Annotated in this window: 22 protein-coding genes; 19 read left to right on the forward strand and 3 right to left on the reverse strand. The window is 52.2% G+C overall.

Annotation, left to right across the window (positions count from 1 at the left end):
* Window positions 1-32: 32 nt before the first annotated feature.
* The 17 genes from McpAg1_RS06665 to rpl12p all read left to right on the forward strand — a co-directional run bounded on the left by McpAg1_RS06665 (window position 33) and on the right by rpl12p (window position 14,348).
* Window positions 33-1,973, forward strand: coding sequence for an NADH-quinone oxidoreductase subunit 5 family protein (locus McpAg1_RS06665; protein WP_338094520.1), 1,941 nt, complete (start codon window positions 33-35; stop codon window positions 1,971-1,973).
* On the forward strand, window positions 1,970-2,842 hold the full coding sequence (locus McpAg1_RS06670) for an NADH-quinone oxidoreductase subunit H (RefSeq protein WP_338094521.1): 873 nt from the start codon (window positions 1,970-1,972) through the stop codon (window positions 2,840-2,842). The genes McpAg1_RS06665 and McpAg1_RS06670 overlap by 4 nt, the downstream gene beginning before the upstream one ends.
* The gene (locus tag McpAg1_RS06675; protein WP_338094522.1) at window positions 2,839-3,279 is read left to right on the forward strand and encodes an NADH-quinone oxidoreductase subunit B family protein; all 441 of its coding nucleotides are present in this window, start codon (window positions 2,839-2,841) and stop codon (window positions 3,277-3,279) included. The genes McpAg1_RS06670 and McpAg1_RS06675 overlap by 4 nt, the downstream gene beginning before the upstream one ends.
* A complete protein-coding gene (locus McpAg1_RS06680; protein WP_338094523.1) occupies window positions 3,276-3,665 on the forward strand; it encodes an NADH-quinone oxidoreductase subunit C in 390 nt (129 codons plus the stop codon). Before McpAg1_RS06675 ends, McpAg1_RS06680 begins: the two co-directional genes overlap by 4 nt.
* A complete protein-coding gene (locus McpAg1_RS06685; protein ID WP_338094524.1) occupies window positions 3,662-4,744 on the forward strand; it encodes a hydrogenase large subunit in 1,083 nt (360 codons plus the stop codon). The genes McpAg1_RS06680 and McpAg1_RS06685 overlap by 4 nt, the downstream gene beginning before the upstream one ends.
* A 7-nt stretch (window positions 4,745-4,751) precedes the next feature.
* Window positions 4,752-5,132: a 4Fe-4S dicluster domain-containing protein gene (locus tag McpAg1_RS06690; protein ID WP_338094525.1), complete on the forward strand. Its 381-nt coding sequence runs from the start codon at window positions 4,752-4,754 to the stop codon at window positions 5,130-5,132.
* A 295-nt stretch (window positions 5,133-5,427) separates the two neighbouring features.
* Window positions 5,428-6,207 (forward strand): heparan-alpha-glucosaminide N-acetyltransferase, encoded by a 780-nt coding sequence (locus tag McpAg1_RS06695; protein WP_338094526.1) that lies wholly within the window; start codon window positions 5,428-5,430, stop codon window positions 6,205-6,207.
* A gap of 332 nt (window positions 6,208-6,539) precedes the next feature.
* Window positions 6,540-7,307: a heparan-alpha-glucosaminide N-acetyltransferase gene (locus McpAg1_RS06700; RefSeq protein WP_338094527.1), complete on the forward strand. Its 768-nt coding sequence runs from the start codon at window positions 6,540-6,542 to the stop codon at window positions 7,305-7,307.
* 111 nt (window positions 7,308-7,418) lie between these two features.
* Window positions 7,419-8,750: a D-aminoacyl-tRNA deacylase gene (locus tag McpAg1_RS06705; RefSeq protein WP_338094528.1), complete on the forward strand. Its 1,332-nt coding sequence runs from the start codon at window positions 7,419-7,421 to the stop codon at window positions 8,748-8,750.
* Window positions 8,747-10,075 carry a cell division protein FtsZ gene (ftsZ, locus tag McpAg1_RS06710; protein WP_338094529.1) on the forward strand — a complete coding sequence of 443 codons (1,329 nt, stop codon included), beginning with the start codon at window positions 8,747-8,749 and terminating at the stop codon, window positions 10,073-10,075. The genes McpAg1_RS06705 and ftsZ overlap by 4 nt, the downstream gene beginning before the upstream one ends.
* Complete coding sequence (locus McpAg1_RS06715; RefSeq protein ID WP_420847102.1) at window positions 10,072-10,332, forward strand: protein translocase SEC61 complex subunit gamma; 261 nt, start codon at window positions 10,072-10,074, stop codon at window positions 10,330-10,332. The genes ftsZ and McpAg1_RS06715 overlap by 4 nt, the downstream gene beginning before the upstream one ends.
* A gap of 5 nt (window positions 10,333-10,337) precedes the next feature.
* Entirely contained in the window at window positions 10,338-10,814 is a 477-nt protein-coding gene (locus McpAg1_RS06720; protein WP_338094530.1) for a transcription elongation factor Spt5, read from the forward strand.
* A gap of 33 nt (window positions 10,815-10,847) precedes the next feature.
* Window positions 10,848-11,750, forward strand: a complete 903-nt coding sequence (locus McpAg1_RS06725) for an EamA family transporter (protein ID WP_338094531.1) — start codon at window positions 10,848-10,850, stop codon at window positions 11,748-11,750.
* A 178-nt stretch (window positions 11,751-11,928) separates the two neighbouring features.
* Window positions 11,929-12,402, forward strand: a complete 474-nt coding sequence (locus tag McpAg1_RS06730; protein ID WP_338094532.1) for a 50S ribosomal protein L11 — start codon at window positions 11,929-11,931, stop codon at window positions 12,400-12,402.
* Between the two features lie 117 nt (window positions 12,403-12,519).
* A complete protein-coding gene (locus tag McpAg1_RS06735; RefSeq protein ID WP_338094533.1) occupies window positions 12,520-13,161 on the forward strand; it encodes a 50S ribosomal protein L1 in 642 nt (213 codons plus the stop codon).
* A gap of 2 nt (window positions 13,162-13,163) precedes the next feature.
* On the forward strand, window positions 13,164-14,009 hold the full coding sequence (locus McpAg1_RS06740; RefSeq protein ID WP_338094534.1) for a 50S ribosomal protein L10: 846 nt from the start codon (window positions 13,164-13,166) through the stop codon (window positions 14,007-14,009).
* 27 nt (window positions 14,010-14,036) lie between these two features.
* Window positions 14,037-14,348, forward strand: coding sequence for a 50S ribosomal protein P1 (rpl12p, locus tag McpAg1_RS06745; RefSeq protein ID WP_338094535.1), 312 nt, complete (start codon window positions 14,037-14,039; stop codon window positions 14,346-14,348).
* Window positions 14,349-14,711: 363 nt separating this feature from the next.
* Here the strand turns inward: rpl12p and McpAg1_RS06750 are convergent, their stop codons facing one another.
* On the reverse strand, window positions 14,712-15,332 hold the full coding sequence (locus McpAg1_RS06750) for a hypothetical protein (protein WP_338094536.1): 621 nt from the start codon (window positions 15,330-15,332) through the stop codon (window positions 14,712-14,714).
* Window positions 15,329-17,563 carry a carbamoyltransferase HypF gene (gene hypF, locus McpAg1_RS06755; protein WP_338094537.1) on the reverse strand — a complete coding sequence of 745 codons (2,235 nt, stop codon included), beginning with the start codon at window positions 17,561-17,563 and terminating at the stop codon, window positions 15,329-15,331. Before hypF ends, McpAg1_RS06750 begins: the two co-directional genes overlap by 4 nt.
* A gap of 77 nt (window positions 17,564-17,640) precedes the next feature.
* Between hypF and McpAg1_RS06760 the strand changes: the two genes are divergently transcribed.
* Both McpAg1_RS06760 and McpAg1_RS06765 read left to right on the forward strand, forming a co-directional pair.
* Window positions 17,641-18,438 carry a DUF7839 domain-containing protein gene (locus McpAg1_RS06760; RefSeq protein WP_338094538.1) on the forward strand — a complete coding sequence of 266 codons (798 nt, stop codon included), beginning with the start codon at window positions 17,641-17,643 and terminating at the stop codon, window positions 18,436-18,438.
* Window positions 18,439-18,441: 3 nt separating this feature from the next.
* Window positions 18,442-21,150, forward strand: a complete 2,709-nt coding sequence (locus McpAg1_RS06765; RefSeq protein WP_338094539.1) for a DEAD/DEAH box helicase — start codon at window positions 18,442-18,444, stop codon at window positions 21,148-21,150.
* Window positions 21,151-21,540: 390 nt separating this feature from the next.
* Here McpAg1_RS06765 and McpAg1_RS06770 read toward each other — a convergent pair.
* Window positions 21,541-22,139 (reverse strand): 4Fe-4S dicluster domain-containing protein (locus McpAg1_RS06770; protein WP_338094540.1); only part of this gene is annotated, 599 nt, incomplete at its 5' end.

Consider the following 22,139-nt stretch of genomic DNA (forward strand, 5'->3'; position numbering starts at 1 on the left):
ATCAATCCACATAACTTTCAACAAGTGATATTATGTACCAGCCGGAACTCGTAGCCATCCTCATACTGCTGCTGGTTCCCCTGCTCTCCGCAGTCCTTCTTGCGGTATTGAACAGGGACAACCTCCGCACCGGTATCGTCGGCATTGCTTCGGCAGTTATTATCGCAACCTCGCTCTACCTCGCATGGTCAGCGCTATCGGGTCCGGTAGTAATTGCACTGGAATATGCAAAACAGATAGGTATCTGGCTCTTTATTGTTGAGCTCGTTGTTGCTCTTGCAATCATCGTCCTGTCCCTCAAATATCGCAGGATGCTTCCGCTTGTTCTCGGCGCAGTTCAGCTTCTCCTCATCTGTATCATGGAACTCTTCTATGCAGAATCCGTCAATGTCTCAACAACCTTTGTCGTCAACGACTTTTCCGCAATCATGGTGCTCATCATCGGCATCATCGGAACACTCATCTGCGTGTATGCGCTCGGCTACATGAAAGACTATCACCACCATCAGGAGAGCGTGCCGGAGCGCAAGGCCTACTTCTTTGCCATGCTGTTCGTGTTCCTGACAGCAATGTTTGGGATCGTTCTCTCGAACAGTCTGATGTGGATTCTCTGCTTCTGGGAGGTAACAACACTCTGCTCGTTCCTCTTAATCGGCTACTCGAAAACACCCGAAGCGGTCACCAACTCGTTTCGCGCAGTCTGGATGAACCTTGTCGGCGGGATTGCATTCACGCTCGCGATCATATCTCTCCTCAGTATCGATCATACCGGCTCTGCCCTTCTGAGCATCACCGACATCATTCATTATCCTGACATGGCGGCCCTGACCATCCCTGCCGCGCTGATTGCGGTTGCCGGTCTCACCAAAGCTGCCCAGATGCCGTTCTCCAGCTGGCTTACCGGAGCAATGGTTGCCCCGACTCCGGTCTCCGCACTTCTGCACTCGAGCACCATGGTCAAAGCAGGCGTGTATCTGCTGGTCGTCTTCGCCCCGATATTTTCCCAGACCGCTGTCGGCACCGCTCTTGCCTTCATCGGCCTGTTCACCTTTGTCGTGACATCAGCTCTTGCAATCTCGCAGAGCAATGCAAAGAAAGTTCTTGCCTACTCAACGATCGCAAACTTAGGTCTCATCACCGCATGTGCGGGTATTGGAACTCCGATGGCAGTGCTTGCAGCAGTTCTTCTGATCATCTTCCATGCGGTTGCAAAGGCGCTTCTCTTCATGTGCGTCGGAGCAGTTGAGCACAGAATCGACAGCCGCGACATCGAGGACATGGACGGCCTTCTGGTACGGCTCCCGCTTCTTGCAACCATGATGGTTGTCGGCATCTGCGGCATGTACCTCGCACCGTTCGGCATGCTGATCTCCAAGTGGACCGCAGTGGTCGCGTTCCTCTCCGCACCGTTCGGCTGGGCGTTTGTGATCATGCTTGCGTTCGGCAGCGCACTGACCATCTTCTTCTGGACGAAGTGGCTCGGCAAACTGTTCATGCGCATGAACGGCCCGCCAGCGCCTGCGACAACTCTGCATGTTTCAGAGAAAATTCCGGTTGTTGTTACTGGCGTTCTGACGGTAGTCTGCTGTCTTGGATTCATCGCTATCATCCGTCAGTTCATCGATCCCTACCTGGCCTCCATCTATGCAGGATATACGGACACGGTGACGGTAGGACTCATGGACAATCTTCTGATGATCGGCATCATGTTCGTGATCCTTGCGGTCCTGATCGCAGCAGCGCATGCAGGTTCAAAGGCCGGCAGAACACTTGCCCCATATCTTGGCGGGCGAGGCGTTGATGAGGCAGGCAGGTTCCGCGGTTCTCTTGGCGTCTACAAAGAGGCAAAGTCTGCGAACTACTATATGCCTGAGTACTTTGGTGAAGAGGTTCTGATGAATCCCTCGCGAATCATTTCAACGATTCTCATCATCATAATGTTTGTACTCGCGTTTCTGGGGGTGATGATATGAATATTGTAATGGCAGCGGCAGGTGCAGTCCTGTTTCTGATTCTTGCACCGGTTCTCGGCGGATTAATCTCCGGAGTTGACCGTGTGCTTACGGCACGCATGCAGAGCAGGCGGGGGCCTCCGGTTCTTCAGCCGTTCTATGACATCAGCAAGCTCTGGCACAAGGAACGTGCGTTCGCAAATCCGGTTGAGATGATCCTGACCAGCGGGTATCTGATTCTGATCGCTTTCTCAGGAGCAATTCTGTTCTCAGGCGGTGACCTCCTGCTCGTTGTGTTTGCGTTAGCGCTCTCACATACGTTCCTGATTCTTGCAGCATACGCAGCGAACGCTCCCTACTCTACCGTTGGTGCGGAACGCGAGCTGATCGGTGTGATGGTTGCAGAACCGATTCTGATTCTTCTTGCGGCAGGATTTTTCATCGTGACCGGCAGTTTCTTTGTCTCTGACATAGTCTCAGACCCGACATCTGCAATTGTCTATCTGCCGGGAGTGTTCCTTGCGCTCTTTGCTGTGTTGACCCTGAAGCTGCGGAAGTCTCCGTTCGACATCGCCACCTCGCACCATGCGCATCAGGAGCTGGTGAAGGGAGTGACGTCGTCACTGTCGGGCAGGACACTTGCAAAGGTCGAGCTTGCCCACTGGTATGAGACGATCATTCTCCTTGCGATGATGCTTCTGTTCTTTGCGGCAAACCCGGTTCTCGGTATTATCGTCGTTGTCATCTGTTACTTCCTTGAGATTCTGATGGACAATCTGTTCCCGCGGGTTACCTGGAAGATGACGATGAAGAGTTTGTGGACGGTAACGCTGATTCTCGGTGCGGCAAATATTGCCGTGCTTGGTATTCTCGGAGGTGTGATGGTATGAGTTCGGCAGGAAAGTCCCCCTGGCTTATGCACTACAATGCGTCCAGCTGCAATGGATGCGATATCGAGATTCTTGCAGCCCTGACGCCGTTATACGATGTGGAGCGGTTTGGCATTATCAACACCGGCAACCCGGCACATGCGGATATTTTTGTGGTGACCGGCGGTGTGAACGAGCAGAACAAGGAGGTTCTGAAAAATCTCTATGATCAGATTCCTGAACCAAAAGTGGTTGTGGCGGTGGGTATCTGCGCCTCGTCCGGCGGTGTGTTCCGCGACTGCTACAATGTTTCGGGCGGTGTTGACACGATCATTCCGGTGGATGTGTATGTGCCGGGATGTTCGGTGCGGCCCGAGGCACTGATTGAGGGCGTGGTAAAGGCGCTCGGCGTTCTGGAAGAGAAACGTGCGGCAGTTGATAACGGAGGTTTGAGATGACGACAATGGAAATTATTCCCACATCACCTGCGGGAATTGAAAAGACCGCGGCTGATATGAAGGCTGACGGACGCCGTCTTGTGGTGATCACCTGCACTGCGGCTGCGAATGATTATGATATCACCTACTCGTTTGCGAAAGGAAATGATCTTCTGCATTACCGGATGACGGTTCCTGAAGGCACAGTAATTCCTGCGATTGATGCATCGTTTGGCGGTGCGTTTGTGTACGAGAACGAGATTCATGATCTCTATGGGTTTACGTTCACGAACATGGCGCTTGACTTTGGCGGGACGTTCATCCGGACATCTGTTCCGTATCCGTTCAAGAAGAAAGAAACTCCTGCCCCAACGGTTACGAAAGTTTCGAAGGAGGATGCATCATGACCGGCAAGAGGACGATTGTTCCGTTCGGCCCGCAACATCCGGTTCTTCCCGAACCGATTCATCTGGATCTGGTGATCGAGGATGAACATGTGGTGGAGGCGATTCCTTCGATCGGATATGTCCACCGCGGTCTTGAGAGTCTGGTGGACCGACGCGAATATTCTGATTTCGTGTATCTTGCAGAGCGTATCTGCGGTATCTGTAGTTTCACGCACTCCTCGACGTTCTGTCAGGGTGTGGAAGGGCTGATGGGCATTGAGGTTCCGGCAAGGGCGACATATCTGCGGACGATGTGGGGCGAGTACTCGCGCCTTCACAGCCATCTTCTGTGGCTCGGTTTGTTTGCGGACGCTCTTGGGTTTGAGAGTCTGTTCTATAATGCGTGGAAAATTCGTGAGTCGATCTTGAACGAGCTTGAGGCGACTACCGGCGGCAGAGTTATTCAGGGCGTGTGCAAGGTCGGCGGTGTCCGCCGCGATGTGACAAATGAGTTTTTGTCAGGGATGGACAAACGTCTCGATGATATCGAGGCCGAGATGCGGGAGATGACGCGCGTTTTCTTGTCAGATTATACGCTGAAGAAGCGTCTGGTAGGAAAAGGTGTTCTGAAGGCTGATGCTGCCTACAATCTCGGGGCTGTTGGTCCTGTTGCCCGCGCGTCAGGTCTTGTGGAGGATGTGCGGACGTCAGGATATCTGGCATACGGAGATATTTCCTTCAAGCCGGTGACGGTCGAAGGCTGTGACGGCTATGCACGGTGCGAGGTGCGGTGTAAGGAACTGTTCCAGTCGGTTGATATTATTCACCAGATTATTGCCGGCATGCCGGAGGGTGATGTGTCGGTGCCGGTCAAGGGCAACCCTGACGGTGAGTTCTTCAGCAGGTCCGAGCAGCCGCGCGGTGAAGTGATTCATTATCTGCGCGGTAACGGCACGAAGAATCTTACACAGTTCCGTGTGCGAACTCCGACGCTGACGAATGTTCCCTCCCTTGTGGCGATGCTTGCGGGTGCTGAGCTTGCGGATGTGCCGCAGATTGTGCTGACGATTGATCCCTGTATCGGGTGTATGGAGAGGTGAATGTGCGATGAAGATGCTGAAAACGATTCTGAAGCAGTTTGTGCATAAGCCTGTCACGACAACGTTTCCCGCAGAGCCTGCAAAACGTTATGCTGTCACCCGCGGTCATGTGATGTTTGATCCGTCAAAGTGTACGTCATGCGGTATCTGCATGAAGCGCTGTCCGTCGCAGGCGGTCACGGTTGATCGTGCAGCGAAGCTGTGGACGATCGATCTGTTCCGCTGTGTTATCTGCGGTCAGTGCACTGAGCTGTGCAAGTTCGATGCTCTGTCTCTTGATCCTGCTTATTCGTCGTCCGCCCGGCCCGATGAGCGTGGAGTGGAGACGTACGAGATTACGTACGTGAAGCCGGAGAAACCGAAGAAGGATTCTGAGATCGGGGAATAATTTTTTTCTTCTTCGGTCACTATTCCTGAATCGCCCACGGAACACACTGAGCACACGGAATAGGCACGGAAAAAACATCACGGAGCAGACGTGAACATCACAGAAATGAATTTTTCAAATTCTGTGATTTTTTCATCTTTCTGTGATAGAAAAGAGATTTTTTGAGATTCTGTGATGTTCACGTCTGCTCCGTGATGTTTTTTTTCTTCAGTGGTATTCTGTGTGTTCCGCTTTTCCGTGGGCGACTCAGAAGCAAACACAAAAGAGATTATCTGAAAGCGCCAACCCCAAAGCAATGGGTGAGCGGTACTGGGAGATCGATGCAATCCGCGGGATTGCCCTGATCGGGATGATCGTTTTTCATCTGATCTCTTTGATGGTAATTTTCCATATGAGTCTCACCTTGGACTGGTACTATGAAGTCTGCCAGTACATTCACCTCGGGACAAGCATTTTTGTGATAATCTCCGGCGTTGCGCTGGTTCTCCGGTACGGCCGGATGACCGGGATGCCGAAACGTGAGTATTATGTGGCAATTTTAAAGCGCGGTCTGGAGATCTTTTTCATCGGCGTTGCAATTGCGCTTGTAGGTTCACTTGCCATTCACTTCGTCATCGGCGACGGCAACTACATGCTCTTCAACTTCCTTCAGATGATGGGCCTCTCGATGATTCTGTGCATCCCGTTCCTGTGGCTTGGCAAATGGAATTTTATTCCGGCTGCCGTTCTCATCTGGATCGGCCTGTCGTTTAAGACCGTGTATGCCTCTGCCGGTTTTCTGTGGTTTCTGCCGTTTGGTATTTTACCGGAAGGGATGTTTTATCCGCGTGACTACTTCCCGCTTCTTCCTTGGGTCGGCGTGATGCTTCTGGGAGTTGCCATAGGATCAGTTCTGTACCCGCTTGGAGTCCGGAGATTCCGCATGCCGGATGCGGGAATGTTCGGGAAATTTCTGGCGTTTGTCGGAAAGTACCCGCTGGAGATCTACCTGCTCCACATTCCAATCCTCTTTGGGATACTGTATCTGATTATGATCGTGTCGTATGTGATCGGCATTCCGTGGGGATATCTGTAGATTTTTTTGGTGTTGTACTTTTATTCTTTATCCGCCCACGGAAAAACGGAACACACGGAAATTTCACGGAAAAAATCACGGAGTAGACGTGAACATCACGGAAATATTTCCCGGACTTCATATCAAGCTCCTCGTATGAAAATGGAATTGGGATTTGATTTTCATACTAAATGAATTATTTTGAGATTCCGTGATGTTCACGTCTACTCCGTGATTTTTTCCGTGAAATTTCCGTGTGTTCTGTTTTTCCGTGGGTGGCTTAGAGCCAATACCATAAACCCCTTTTCAATCTCAAAATATATATCAACAAACACCCAATAGCACGGAGTAACATGGGTGAAAGATACTGGGAAGTGGATGCGATTCGCGGAGTCGCCCTTGTGGGAATGATCGTCTATCACTTCCTTGCATGCATGGTGATGTACCATATGATCGTTGAGGATACGCAGTTCCTCACCTACTATGGAACCATCAACATTGCTTCAGCATCTTTTGTTCTGATCGCAGGTGTTGCCTTAATTCTCCGGCATGCCAGAAAAAAAGGAAGGACTACCAGCGAATACTATCGTTCCATCGTGATCAAAGCCCTGTTTTTGTTCGGCATCGGCATGATGATCACCATTCTCAGCTGGATAGGCGCAACCCTCTTCCTTCACACTGATGCGTTCATCAAGTTCGGATTCATGCATATGCTTGGTGTCTCCATGCTTCTGTGCATTCCATTTTTGCAACTTGGCAAATGGAATTTTATTCCAGGCATCATCATCGTGCTTCTCGGTATCTTCGTAATCCCGCAGTTCACCGAACCCGGCTGGCTCTACCCCTTGGGGGTTCACGGGGCTGATTTTATGCAGTACACGCAGGACTACTTCCCGCTGTTCCCCTGGTTTGGTGTTCTCTTAATCGGTATTGCTCTTGGTGCGGTCTTCTACCCGAACGGTGTCCGGGCTTTTCGTTTTCCTGATGCAGGACCCCTTGGCAAATTCTTTGCCCGTATCGGCAACGGCAGAGTGACGCTTATCGTGTATCTTGTTCACATCCCAATCATCTTCGCAATCCTCTGGGTCGTGAGTGCAATCACCGGCATCGGATATCTTTGATTTCTGAAACGCGAATCGCATGCCTTCGGCCTGCGATTCGCGTTTCAAAAATCCTGCACACCCCTAAACCAAACACACATCTTTTCTCTCTGCCAAAACTACCTATCACGCATGAAGATCAATATCATCCACTCCTCAACCGATATTGCCGGATCCAACATCCGCGCCGCAATGGATGAACTCATCCGGAATCCACCAGATGGGGGATGGCCGCTGCTTGCGAAGCATGCGGTCAGTTTCCACGAATGGAATGACAGAATCATTCACGCGGATGACAACATAGTCGATCCTGACGCTGATCTCGCAATATTTCTCGCACGACATGCAAGCGTCAACCCGATACCTGTTCTCACCGTACATCCGGCGGGAAACTTCACCACCGCTGATCTTGGGGGAAACCCCCGCGAACTTGGGCCAGCCGCTCCCGCATGGATGCGTGCGGTGCTGCGCAATCATCAGTTGTATGCTCCCGAAGGATTTCGCGTCTCATACGAGATCACTCATCACGGCCCGACCAACATCCATGTCCCGTACTTTTTCGTCGAGGTCGGCAGCACCGAAAGTGAATGGCGCAATACTTCCGCAGTCCGCGCTGCGGCGATGAGTGTCCTTACAGCGGACCCTTCCTCTGAAACCGTCATTCCGCTGATCGGATTTGGCGGCACGCATTACGCTGTGCGCCAGACCGCAATTGCCCTTGAAACGCGGGGGGCATTCGGTCACATGATGCATACGCGTGATGTCGGGACTATCGGCGCGGAGATGATTCTGCAGATGATCCAAAAAAGCGGAGCCATCGCCGCGCATATTGACAAAAAGGCAATGTCCAAGCCTGAAGCCGATCACCTCGAAAAAATTCTTGCGGGACTCGGTTTCCCCGAGATCACCGAAGGAGACATGCACAAACTCGGCTCCCTTTCATGGGAAATGTGGTCCGCATTTGTTGCTTTCGCAAAAGAAATTGATCCTTCAGCAAAACTCTTTCCACACGGAGACATTCCTTCCGGGACTCCTGCGGTCGTTACTTTCCCCGAGGATTTCTTCAGCGAAGCATTCGGCGGCTGCGAAGAGGAACTGTTCGTCGAACTGGACAGAATCGGCGGCATGTTTCATGCAACCGGAAAGAGCGGAAAAGTCCTTCCACTGGTTCTGACAACTTCGGAGCGGCGGCGTGTAATAGCAGGTGAATTAATAGCTTTATCAATCCAACAAATAACACGTAGACAGGGTACAACGGTGGAAGGTGATCTGATCACGATAACCCGCCGGCAGTTTGACGCCCAGCTCGCGCGCATGCAGGGCGTCCCGTCCGGTCCGCTGTTTGGAAAACTGGTTGCAGGAGAATCTGTAACACTTCCGGACGGCAGGACGATTACGCCGGAGATGGTAACAAACACGGTCCGGTCCACCATCCACATCCCGGGATTGGAGAATTACTCATGAGATCAATCGTAGAAGAAGCACTTTCACGTAAGCGGTTTGAAGAGACTGCACGCGACAACAGCGCAGTCTCCGCAATATATGACGCAGAGGACGAGGTTGAACTGACTCAGAAGAGGGAGCAGGTATATGCTGCTCCTGAGCCTGAGCCGGTTCGTCAGGCCCCGGTTCCGGCTCCAAGGCCGGTTGTTGAGCCGAAACCTGCACCGGTAAAACAGGATATCGATTTTTCCAGCCAGTACAAATATGTTCCCACTGCCGCGAACCATACCGATGACGATGATGAGTTTGATGACATTCTTGAGTCTCTGAAAACCAAGATCACCGTCGTCGGCTGCGGCGGCGGAGGTTCGAACACGGTTGCACGAATCTTTGAGGAGGGTGTTGAGGGCGCTGATATCTATGCCTTAAACACCGATGCCCAGCATCTGTCCATGCTTCGCGGACGCGTGGGGAAGCGTATTCTTATCGGCCGCCAGACCACGAAGGGTCTCGGCGCCGGAGCAATGCCGCAGCGCGGCGAAGAAGCTGCTCTTGAGAGCGAGGATGTTATCCGCCAGTCTCTGAGCGGGTCGAACATGGTGTTTGTGACCGCCGGCCTTGGCGGCGGAACCGGTACCGGCAGTGCTCCGATTGTTGCAAAGATCGCCAAAGAAGTCGGTGCGTTAACGATTGCAATCGTTACGCTTCCGTTCACGAGTGAGAGTGCAACCCGTATGGAGAATGCGGAGATTGGTCTTGAGCGGCTTCGTGAAGTTGCCGACACCGTCATTGTGATCCCGAACGATCGCATTCTTGAAGTTGTCCCGCGGCTCCCGCTGGCACAGGCGTTCAAGGTTGCCGATGAGGTTCTGATGCGTGCGGTGAAGGGAATCACCGAGCTTATCACGCTCCCCGGTCTTGTGAACCTCGACTTTGCCGATGTCCGCACGGTTATGGAACAGGGCGGCATTGCGATGATTGGTATGGGTGAGTCCGACAGCGAGGACAAGGCGACTGACTCGATCAAGAAGGCGCTTCGCTCTCCACTGCTTGATGTGGACATTACGGGCGCGACCGCAGCACTGATCAACGTTATTGGCGGCCCTGATATGACAATGTTTGAGGCCGAGGGTGTTGTGCAGGAGGTCTATCAGCGCATTGATCCGGGAGCACGTATTATCTGGGGAGTTCAGGTTGACCCGTCAATGGAAGGCAGGATGCGCACGATGCTGATTGTGACCGGTGTGCAGTCCCCACAGATTTATGGTAAGCAGGAGCAAACATATACGGCACCACAATCCAGTCAGGTGCAGAGATCCAAGTTTGAGATTGATTTCCTGAGGTGAATATATTGGCTGACGAGAAAAATACCAACAATAAGAAGACGGCAGCAGCATCTGCCGTTGGTAATGTAAAGATGCCGGAGGTCTCCAAACAGAGCATCTCCGAGTTCTTCCGCAAGTATCTGCGTGTTTTGAAACTTGCCCGCAGACCTACGAAAGAGGAGTTCTTCAAGATTTCGGCAGTTGCCGCCGCAGGTATTGCAGTGATCGGTGTTCTGGGCTTCATCATTTACCTGATCTTCCACTATCTGCTTCCGTGACAATCATGAGTGATTCAGAGTTTGGCAACCATTACTACATAATTAAGACGACATCGAAGCATGAGCGGACGGTTGCAGATAATATCCGCGAGGCAATCGAAAATAACATGACTGATGTTGTTGTCACGGCTGTAGTGGTGCCTGAGGATATTAAGGGTTATGTCTTTGTGGAGAGCCCGGAGGAGCATGCGAGAATTGAGGAGCTGGTCGAGACGATCGCGCATGCACGTGTTGTGCTGCAGAATGAGACTTCAATGGAAGAGATCAAACACTTCCTTGTGCCCAAGCCGGTCGTTGCCGGTATCAGCGAGGGTACGATTGTTGAGCTGATTGCTGGGCCGTTCAAGGGTGAGAAGGCTGTGGTCAAGCGCGTGGACCATGCCAAAGAAGAGATCACTGTTGAGCTGTACGAGTCGATTGTGCCGATTCCGATCACGGTGCGCGGGGACAACGTGCGCGTGATCGATCGCAACAACGATTAATTTTCCATCCCATTTTTTTCGGGTTTTGTGTTCATGAATCTGAAGCTTTTGCTGTATCCGCTGCTGGTTCTTCTGGGCGGGTGCTGCTATGGTATCCTTGCGACGATTGTGAAGCTTGCGTACGAGAAGGGCTACACGTTTTCTGATGTGGTGATGAGCCAGTACTTCAGCGGCTGGATTTTCTTGGGCATTCTCTGTGCGGTTATTGCGATTGTTGGGAGGCGCCGCGATGCGCGGTCTTCTGTGAAGTTGAGCCGGAGGATACCGATTCTTCTGATTACGGGAGCTGTTACGTGTTCGGTGTGTCTGTTCTATTATCTGTCGCTTGAGTCGCTGCCTGCGTCAGTTGCAATTGTGCTGCTGTTTCAGTTCACCTGGATTGGTGTTCTTCTGGACTGTCTGATCGAGTGGAAGCTGCCGTCGAAAAGTTCGATTGTTGCGGTTTTGATTCTGCTCGCAGGGACTGTTCTTGCCAGTGGAATCATCGGGAATGCTATTTCTTTCACGATTGTCGGGGTGTGCGCGGGTCTGTTGTCTGCGCTGTGCTATGCAGTCTTCATCTTCCTGAGTGGGCGCGTGGAGCCGCAGATGCATCCGGTGAACCGGAGTTTCTGGATTGTTACGTGCGCGTTGTTTGTTCTATTGTGCGTGTTTTCGCCCGAATATTTTACGAGTGGGCTTGTGGTGTCTGATATCTGGGTGTATGGTGCGGCACTGGGACTTTTTGGTGCGTGTCTGCCGGTTCTTTTCTATGCGGTCGGTGCGCCGAAAATATCGACTGGTACTGCAACAATTCTTGGTTCTGCCGAGCTGCCGGTGGCAATTATTACGTCGGTTGTTGTGCTGCATGAGGCGGTGTCATGGGTTCAGTGGGCGGGTGTTCTGTGCATTTTTGCGGGGATAGCGTATCCTCATCTTCGAAGCGCGAAGCAGTGAGCTCTGGGATGGTACGTGGAAATGGGATTTTTTCGTCACAAAAAATATTGCCCGTCAAGTAACCGGGCAACCTCTTCTCTCAAAACCCGTTAACCCATTAGGTTTATGTTCTCATACGTCGACCTTATTCAACCAATGTCAGGGGAGCTTCGGCTTCGCGCTGACATACGGTGATACAATGGCAGAAACTGTCGAGGTACTGGTACCTGGCGGTAGAGCAACTGCAGGACCACCACTTGGTCCGGCACTGGGTCCCCTTGGGATCAACGTGAAAGCAGTCGTTGATGACATCAACAAAAAGACTGCTGAGTTCAACGGCATGTCTGTTCCGGTAACGGTAACAGTCGATGACAAAAAGAACGTCACGTTAACTGTTGGTATTCCTCCGACAACCGCACTTGTAATGAAGGAAGCGGGCGTCGAGAAGGGATCCGGCACTCCGAATACTCAGGCAGTTGGTAATCTGCCGCTTGAAGCTGTCATACGCATTGCAAAGATGAAGATGGACAACATGCTTGCCTACGACCTCAGAAATGCGGTCAAGGAAGTCATGGGCACCTGCGTTTCCGTTGGTGTGACCATCGAAGGCAAGTCCGCCAAGGACGCAATTGCCGCCGTCAATGCAGGCGAATATGACGCACAGCTTGCATAAAGTTGTGTAATGCTTCAAACGGGTAGCGGGTTATAATCCCGCGAAAAATGTACAGTTGTAGAGAACAACCATAGGAGATCGTGAAAAATCGGTCGAAAACTATGGAGGCTTCATCAAATGGTTGAAAAGACCCAAATTATCAGCGCTGTTACGGCAGCAATGGAGCAGGCGCCCAAGAGGAAGTTCCAGGAGAGTATTGATATTACTATCAATCTCAGACACGTGGACATGGCGCAGCCCAAAAACCGTATTGATGAGACGATTCTTCTGCCACAGGCAATGGGCGTCAAAAAGATCGCTGTCTTGGGTAAGGGAGACATTGTGTCCCAGGCTCGCAACTCTGGTGTCGATATCATTATCGGTCCTGAGGAGATTGAGCGCCTGGGTGGTGCCCCGCGTGAGGCACGTAAACTCGCAGGTCAGTACGACTACTTCCTTGCAGAGACTGCGGTCATGCCACTTGTTGGTCGCTGGCTCGGTCAGAGACTCGGTCCCCGCGGCAAAATGCCGCAGCCGATTCCGATGGGTCAGGACATTACTCCGATCGTCGAACGTCTTCGGAACTCCGTGAAGATCCGGTCCAAAGACAGACTCAATATGTCTGTCAAGATCGGTACCACGGCAATGACTGCTGATGCAGTCGCCGAGAACGTTGACGCGGTCTTAAAGAGAGTAGTGGGAAGACTTGAGAGCGGTGAATTAAACATTCGCTCCGTCTACGTCAAGACTACGATGGGTCCCGCTGTGAAGGTGATGTAAAAATGGCAATTTATACTCAACACCTCCCGGCGTGGAAACGTGAAGAAGTTGAAGGCATTGTGGACAACTCCGGCAAGTACGAACTTGTCGGTCTGGTTGACATTTACGGTATTCCCGCAAAACAGTTCCAGCAGATCCGCAGAAACCTGCACGGCAGTGCAGTGGTGAAAGTTGCAAGAAACACGCTTGTTGAGCATGCGTTCAACGAGCTTGGCGGTAACTTCGTTGACCTGAACGGTCACGTAAGTGAGCACTCTGCACTTATCTTCGCCAACGGCAACCCGTTTAAGCTGTTCAAGTCTCTTGAGCAGACCAAGACAAAGCGTGCCGCAAAAGCAGGCGAAGTCACTCCTGAGGACATTGTTGTTCCCGCAGGACCAACTTCCTTCAAGCCCGGACCGATCGTTGGAGAACTCCAGCAGGCAGGTATCCCGGCAGCTATCGATGGCGGAAAGGTCAAAATTAAAGAGACCAAGACCGTCGTGAAAGCTGGCCAGGCAATCAACAAGAAACAGGCAGACGTCCTGGCAAAGCTTGACATCAAGCCGATGCCGGTTGGTCTTTCGCTTCTTGCAGTTTGCTACGAAGGCGATATTTATCTGCCGGATGTTCTGTCCGTCGACGACGAGGCATACAAGGCAAAGATCACTCTTGCAGCACAGCAGGTATTCAACCTCGCAGTCAATGCAGCAATCCCGACCTCATGTCACTTTGTTACTGAGGCTCAGATTGCCAAGGCAGTCCGTGAGGCACGCAACCTTGGTGTGGAGGCCCCGATCTATGAGAAGGGCGTCATCGAGATGATCATCAGCAAGGCATACAGACAAGCAAACGCCCTGAAGGCATAATTATCATACAAAATAGGTGAAGTTAAAATGGAGTACATTTACGCAGCTCTGTTAGTTCACTCCGCAGACAAAACTGTGGATGAAGAATCGGTTAAGGCAGTTCTCTCTGCCGCAGGTATCGCAGTTGACGACTCCCGTGTGAAGGCACTCATTGCAGCACTTGACGGTGTTGACATCGAGGAAGCAATCTCCAAGGCAGCAGCAGCACCGGTTGCAGTTGCAGCAGCAGGTGCAGCAGCACCGGCAGCAGCAGCAGCTGAGGCAGCAGCAGAGCCGGAAGAGAAGAAGGAAGAGGAAGAAGAGAACGCCATGGCAGGCCTTGGCGCACTCTTCGGATAATTCGAGTTATCTTTCTATTAAGAGATACTTCGATGCCGCGGCAGGATACTGCTGCGGCATATCCATATTTTCCTAAAAATTGAGTCTGTTTTAAAATATTTATCTGAGTTGTGTTTGGCAGGGTACGGTTTCGTTTTTAGAGAAACGCGAATCGCATGCCTTTCACACGCCGTCCCGTCGTGTTTAGCTCCTCCTTTCAGGAGTCGCTTCGGCATGCTCACCACTTCGCGGAATAGCGCGAATAAAAAATTATCTGTGTCTCTATAAACAGATTGATCTATCTAATAATTAGCAATTTCTTAAAAATCGCCATTGGCGATTTTTTATTCGCGCTATTCGCGTTTCAAAAAAACCATATACGGTTCACATCAGAACCAGTGTCTCATTCTCCAGACCCTGATACCATCTCCGTGTCTCTACCGGCATTATCGAGAGCGCCTCAAGGATCTCCAGCTCATCCAGGATATCCCTTCGGTCATAGAGATAGAACTCCACCGGCTTCCAGAGGGCAACCCATCCGATGATGACAAAACTCTGGGCAAGTGCAAGATTGATATCATTTTCCGTAAAGATGCGGGTGAAGATACTGCTCACCACAAGACAGACCACAAGAAAAATGAGGCCTCTGACAAGGTAGCGTTTTCCCTTCTCCATTGCATACGAGTACTTTCTCTTCTCATGCTTCAGGCGGTAGGAAAAGTTTGCCGTTGCGGCCCGCTCCATATTTTCCCGCACACTCTCATTCCGATACAGGTCTGCTCCGAGGTACAGAACGATCTTCGCCCGCTTCCGCTCTTCAGGAGTCAAGTCCTCGACCGCGTTCTGGATGTAGGTCTCCGTGTCCTCGTCAAGATCCTTTTCATCGGCCGGTGACGGATCCAGATAATTATAGAACTGATCCATGCTGGCAATGTGTACATCGATTAATATCGAGCCGTTCTCTTCAGAGAACTCAGGGGTTTTCATTTTTGCGGATAAACTCATAATTTTCCTGCCTTGGAGAGGACTCCTGCCGTAACAACCTGGCCGCAGGAGATGCAGCCGTCGCCGAACGGATACTTCGGATTTATTCTACACGGAACATTCGCATCTGCAAGGAATGCGAGAATTGTTTCCCGAATCGACCGGTTGATGGCAACACCGCCTGACAGTGCGGCAACGTTGATGCCGCTTCGCTCCACAGAGCGGACCGCCATCTCTGCAATACCTTTTGCAAGAGCGGTCTGTATGGACGCTGCGGCATCCTCGACCGAGCTCCCTCGCACAAGCATTGCCCTTCCTTCTTTGAGAATCTCTGAAGTCAACAGAACATCAGCCCCGTCGTTGCCGGAAACAATTTTTATCGGCAACGACGCAGCCGTGCCCCGCGCTGCATATGCTTCAAGCATCATCGATGGCTCGCCGTCATACGTCCTCTCGCGACAGATGCCGAGGAGTGCTGCTACCGCATCAAGCACGCGACCGGTCGACGTAGTTACCGGACAGTTGAATTTTTTTGCCGTCTGCTGGCTAAGCACGCGAAGTGCAACATCATCCCATCCGCGCCCGGCGAGCAGATCAAGCGTTGCATCATCAGGCAGAATACCATACAGCATCCGTTCCGGGAACCGCGTTGCAAGATCTCCTCCCGGCATCAGTACCGGCTCCAGATGACCGGTCCTTGCATAGCCGTTCTCAGGAGAGCCGGTCAGAATCTCTCCGCCCCAGATCGTTGCATCATCTCCGTACCCGACACCATCGATTGCAATCCCCACAACCTCCTCGGTCGTCACCGACGCAATGTGTGCGCGGTGATGCTGGACCGGACAGAGGACGGCGTTATACTCTTCGGCAAGCTCATGCGCAACTCTGGTGCTCAAGAACTGCGGATGCAGGTCGTGAGCAATGATCTCCGGTCTCGCACGGGTAAGGCTCGTGAGTTTTTCGATCGTCTCATTGAGATAGGCAACGGTCGCAGGGTTGCGAATGTTTCCAATGTGCGGCGAGGTCACCACAAACCCGTCTTTGTAGATCGTCGCGTTCGCATTCAGTTCCGGCCCGACACCAAGAATCTGTGAATTCCCAAGATCCATCGCGGTCCGAAGTGGTGCAAGACCGCGCGACATTCTGATGATATAGCCGTCACGGACCACTGAGTCATCGCATCGGTTAACAATCTCCCGGTCATGCGAGAGGATGTACTCTGCAACATTTCCCATCCGTTCCGTGATGTACGAGGTCTCGGTGATCATCGGCGTTCCCGGCACATTCGCACTCGTCATCACGAGAAGCGGATGCTGCAGTTTCTCAAAAAGCAGATGATGCAGACCGGTGTAGGGCAGCATGACTCCAAGATTGTGCAGCTCCGAGAGATCAAGGTGCGCAGCAGGATCGCGTTTGTCAAGGATCATGATCGGATGAACCGGCCCCTCAAGCATCTCACGCTCTGCGCCGCTCCGGCTCACCACATAATTGTCGAGTGACTCAGGTTTCATCATCACCGCAAGCGACTGGTGCGGTCTGCCGAGGAGCTCCTTCAGCCGATTTGCCGACTCTTCCACACAGCAGATGTGAAACCCTCCCATCCCGCGAACCGCAACAATGCATCCTGCATCAAGCAGCTCCGCAGTTTTTCCAATCGGATCATCTGTTTCCACAGGGGATCCAGCGCCTGTCATCAGTAAAAGTTTCGGCCCGCACTCGCTGCACGCAACCGTCTGGGCATGATGCCTGCGGTTGTGCGGATCATGGTAATCCGCGAGACAGCCGTCGCAGGGAGGGAACGCATCCATCGATGTTCGCTCGCGGTCGTACGGCACCGCACGGATGATGCTGTACCGTGGCCCGCAGTCGGTGCAGGACGTTCCCCAGTATCCGTAGTACCGGCTGTTCGGATTCAGAATATCTGCAAGACAGCTCTCACAGGTTGCAATATCTGCAGGAATGAATCCGGTTCGTGCGCCGTCAGCGCTTGGAAGAATTGAAAATTTGTCGGGTACGGCGAAGCCTTCGGGCAGGGGTTCTATAGTGACTGAATCAATCACCGACATTTTTGGTCCTTTCGATACTGCGGAACAGAACTCCTCGAACTGGTTTCCGAACGCTGTTATCTCCACCTCACTTCCATGATTGATAACACTCCCGCGGATACCAAACTTTTCCGCCTTCGCGTAGATGAAAGGCCGGAACCCCACTCCCTGCACAATCCCGCGTAAAATAACTCTGCCGCCCCGCATGTATCTAACTCAAAAACCATTATAGAATCACAGACAATATAAGTGTAGGGTTTCTGCACCAGAAGCCGGAGGAAACAATGCCCGACGATCCATTAACCAACATACTCAGAAGCAAGCGCGAGACCACACGCTTTCAGGTCCTTGTGGAGGTTGCAGAACACCAGCCCTCGATCCGCCAGCAGGAGATCGCAGAAAAGCTCGGCGTCACCCCGCAGGCAATCTCCGAGTACGTCCGCGACCTTGTTGAGGATGGGTTCATCAGCGCTGAAGGACGCGGCCGGTATTATGTAACGCACAAAGGTGTTGAATGGGTCTTAAACAATGCCGAGGTCCTTGAGTCCTACGCCCGCCATGTCCGCCGCGACATCATTCATCAGGTCGCAACATGGGCAGCAATCGCAGACACCGATCTGAAGAACGGCGACTCGGTCGGCGTCTACATGAAGAACGGATGGTTGTATGCAGGAAAAAAACCGCAGACCGCCATGGGCATGGTGACTGCGGACGCAAACGCAGGGATGGACGTCGGCGTTGCCCGTCTTGCGGGCATTATTGAACATACCGAAGGAAAAATCGACATTGCCAAAGTTCCGCGCATCGAACGCGGCGGATCAAAGATGGTTCCTTCAGACAAACTCCTCTCTCTGGTGAAAAATGCAGATATTGTCGGCGCGGTCGGACTTGAGGCATACCTTGCGCTGAAAAATTCGGGCGTGACTCCTGATATGTTCTTCGGCGCGCGCGAAGGTGTCATTGAGGCAGCATTTCATGGCATGCACTGCCTCATGCTGATTGTGGACGAGGAGTTCACTGACTTCCTCAAACGGCTTGAGACTGCGGGTCTCTCCTATACGATACATGAACTGGTGAGCTAATACGTGGTAACTGTTGTCCAGCCCTATAAAAAAGGGTACAAAACCTATTTTTGTGATGATTCCAAAAACGGAAAAATAAAACATGTGGGAACCGTCGAGCTTGAACAGACCTCGAAGGGTGTTCGGCCCTCCGAGTTTTTTGTTCGGAGGCCCGGCACCTCGCATGCACAGAAGACGCCGACCAAGGAACTGATAACCGTTCTCCGGTCAAACGGCATGGTCCAGCTGACGGAAACGATGCCTGAGTTCCAGGAGTTCCTTGACAGCATGCAGATTCCGTGGGAGCGGGTGACACTCTGCCGGACCTGCATGTTTGATGACCGGCTCACACTTCTGTCGGATGCAACCCGCATCAGATGCGGGCAGGAGTTTGTCTGTCTTGACTGTGCGAAGCGCGAGCTCCGCCGCGAACTTGCCCACATCAAGAGGCTTGGGAAAAAGACGCAAGGTCATATCGAGGATCTCTTAGAAGAGTACCGCGATCTTGACATGGTGCTTGCAATTCTCCAGCCCGAGTCGCTTGACATCAAGAAGACGATGTTCGACCGGCTTGAAGCTCACGAGCAGACGCCGACCGAGCGGATCGAAAATCTCCCGCTGCCCCGCGAGTTCGTGGATGTGTGCGGTGTCGAGACACTGATGCCGGCACAGCAGAGAGCGGTTGAGTCAGGACTTTTGTTTGGAAAAGATCTTCTGGTGGTCGCAGCGACCGCGAGCGGCAAGACATTCATCGGTGAGATGGCAGGTCTGAAAAATTATCTGGAGAAGCGCGGACGCATGCTGTTCCTTGTGCCGCTCGTCGCACTCGCGAACCAGAAGTACGACAGGTTTTCGCAGAAGTACGAGAAGCTTGCCTCAACTTCTCTGATGACCGGAGTCTCGCGTGTGAATCTGCCGGAGACAAAACCAATCGGCAACCGCGGGTCCGGCGGAGGAATTGTTGTCGGAACGTATGAGGGTGTGGACAATCTCTTAAGAAAAGGATCAGCGATGCACAACATCGGAACGATTGTGATTGATGAAGTGCAGATGCTCGAAGACCCCGAACGCGGTCACCGGCTTGACGGCCTTATTGCAAGACTGAAGTATGTTGCACCCAAGGCACAGTTTCTCTACCTCTCGGCAACGATCGGCTCTCCCCATCTTCTCGCAAAAAAACTTGGCGCAAACCTGGTCTCCTATGCAGACCGGCCGGTTGCGCTGGAGCGGCATTTGATCTTTACCGAGCGTGACTCAAAAGTTCCCTACATCAAGAAGCTGGTCTTTGAGGAGTACGACAAAACCTCATCGAAGGGTTTCCGCGGGCAGACGATTGTCTTTGCAAATGCACGCAGCCGCTGTCACACGATCTCTGATGCGATCGGCAAACTCTCAGCTCCCTATCATGCTGGTCTCACGTCTCAGGAACGGCGTGCGGTTGAGCGGCAGTTTGAGGAAGGAAAGCTTGCCTGTGTGGTGACGACCGCAGCTCTTGCCGCAGGAGTTGACTTTCCTGCATCGCAGGTTATCTTCGATGCTCTTGCGATGGGTATCAACTGGCTGACTGTTCAGGAGTTTCATCAGATGATGGGACGTGCCGGTCGTCCTGACTTCCATGATCTCGGCCGCGTGGTAATTCTTGCCGAGCCCGGAGGCTCGTACTCGCGTGACACCAAACTCACTGAAGAGGAGGTCGCAATTCGTCTGCTGAAAGGTGAGATGGAGGAGGTCGCTCCGGTCTATGAGATCGAGGAGACCTCTGAAGAGTTTGCGGCGAATGCAATTGTGTGCCGCGGCAGAGAAGCAGACATCATCAAAGTTGGCGAGACGATGGTCGGTTGCGGCGAGGATCCTCTGCCGGAACTTCTTCGCCACAAGCTGGTGAAGAAAAGCGGCGGAGTCTTTGAGCTGTCGCCGCTCGGACGCGTGATGGCAGAACAGTTTATCGGCATGGAGCGGCTGCTTGAGATCGACCGGCTGGTCCGGGTGATGGACGATCCTCTTGAGCTGATTGCTGAGCTTGAGTGTTCTGAAGAGGAGCGTGACAAAGAACGTCGGAAGGCCGATCGAAGAGCGTCTGAGAAGAAGGAGTCTGACTGGATGGCAGGAAAGAAAACTGCTCCGAATGCAGGCTCATCAGAGAAGAAGCCAAAGAGCGATGCTCCGCCCGCATGGGTTGCTGAGAAAAAGTCAGCGTCTGCTGCTGCAAAACGCGTACATGAGACCGACCGCAGGTCACGTTCAGGAAAACCTGAGCCAGAGAGAAAACTCCGGCGTGAGCGTGAGGAGAATGCTGCGACCGCCGCAGAGGCAGCTGCCCCGCGTCGTGCGAGCAGGGAACTTGAGGAGAGGATCGAGCGCAAAAAGCGTGAGGCCGCATCTTTTATTCCTGCGCCGAAGCGGAAGCGTGAAGCTGAGTGGGATGCAGTTGAGGCAGGTATTGATCAGCGTCGTGCCGGAAAGTACGATGATGCACTGAAGATTCTCGGCAGTTATGTTGCTGATCATCCTTCCGACAGTCGTGCCCTGACCGAGCTTGGGAAGGTGTACGATCTCCGCGGCGACCGCGACACTGCCTACTCCTGTTATCAGCGTGCGGCAGGTGCCGATACCCAGAACCGCGAGGCGATTGATCGGATGAATGCGTATCTGATTGGAATCACGGTTGACATTGATACTGATACTCCGGCAGAGCGTCAGCCGACCGGTGTGATGAAGAAGAAACAATCGTAAATTTTTTTCGCGGGTTTGCAGTGTAATTTCTGAGTCGCCCACGGAAAAACAGAACACACGGAAAAATCACTGAAAAACATCACGGAGCAGACGTGAACATCACGGAAATAAAATTATTTTTTGATGCAGAGAGTCTGTCTCATTGTGATTTTTCAAATGGTTTGTGTTTCAAAAAATCTCAAAACGACATCACGTTGAAAAATGACTCTTCTGAGATCGTATGCAACTTCACAGAATTGTACTGCGTAAGTCTCTATTTAGAATTCCGTGATGTTTATGTCTGCTCCGTGATGTTTTTCAGTGATTTTTCCGTGTGTTCTGTTTTTCCGTGGGCGACTCAGCGACTACGTAACAAAATCCAAAAAAATAGGATGAAGAAGATTATTGGTATTATCTGCGTCTCTGATAGATCGTAGTGTGCGGCTCTGTCTTCTTGGCAGTGCAGTCGCAGCTCATTGCAGGCAGTGTCATGTCGTAACCCGGCTTGTAGCCGAACATTCTCTCATACTCCAGCTGCTGGGCATGCATGTAGAGTGAGTTCGGGATATCCATCGGACAGAGTTCACTGCACTGACCGCAGTTGATACAGGAGTTCGCAATGTGGGCAAAGCGAATCATCTGGAACATAAAGTCCGGAGGAACAATTCCCGGGCGGACAAGTTCAGGTTTCTTGGTCGAACAGTTCTCAGAGCAGGAACAGATCGGACAGTTTTCAATACAACCGTAACATTTGATGCAGCGGGATGCTGCTTCCATGTAGTTTCCAAGTCCGGGGCCGGCCTCGGCGAACTGTTTCGCCTGTGCATTTTTCCCCATCTTAATCATCACATTCTCGATCTTTCCGCGGATCTCAAGTCCCTTTGCGTCCGGTGCAGATGAGCTGATCGCTCCTGCCTTCACCGCTGCATCAAAGAGCATTGCACCCTTCTCGGAACAGACCTCAACAAACGTTGCTTTGCCAGCCTTATCGCCGACAACACCCCAGTTAC

The sequence above is a fragment of the Methanorbis furvi genome, assembly GCF_032714615.1.
GTDB lineage: Archaea > Halobacteriota > Methanomicrobia > Methanomicrobiales > Methanocorpusculaceae > Methanocorpusculum > Methanocorpusculum furvi.